The sequence below is a fragment of the Roseateles sp. AC306 genome (assembly GCF_979253795.1).
This window is the reverse complement of the sequence record NZ_CEEDEB010000104.1, coordinates 1-255: the sequence shown is the minus strand read 5'-3', so window position 1 is coordinate 255 and position 255 is coordinate 1. Positions and strand designations below refer to the sequence as shown.

The window sequence follows — 255 nt, the reverse complement described above, 5'->3', positions numbered from 1 at the left end:
AAGCCGGTGTACATGATCTGGTCCGCAAAAATAACGGTCGGTTTCAGACCGAGAATGCGGTAGCAGGTGTTCAGCATTTTGGAGATTGCTTTTTTACCCAGCGCCTGGTTGACGATGGAGTAAGGCAGACCTTTCGGTACAATCATCCACAGAATGGCACGGCCAACAGTCGTGTCTTTCAGGCTGGTTTTCGCTACTAATTCACCGTTAGCATCTTTTTCATACTCGGTGATACGCACTTTAACGCGCGCATGC

Annotated in this window: 1 protein-coding gene; it reads right to left on the bottom strand. The window is 49.0% G+C overall.

Going from position 1 to position 255, the window contains the following annotated elements; genetic code table 11:
• A partial coding sequence (locus AC0IZJ_RS28570; RefSeq protein WP_471855646.1) for a hypothetical protein occupies positions 1-255 on the bottom strand: 255 nt, incomplete at both ends.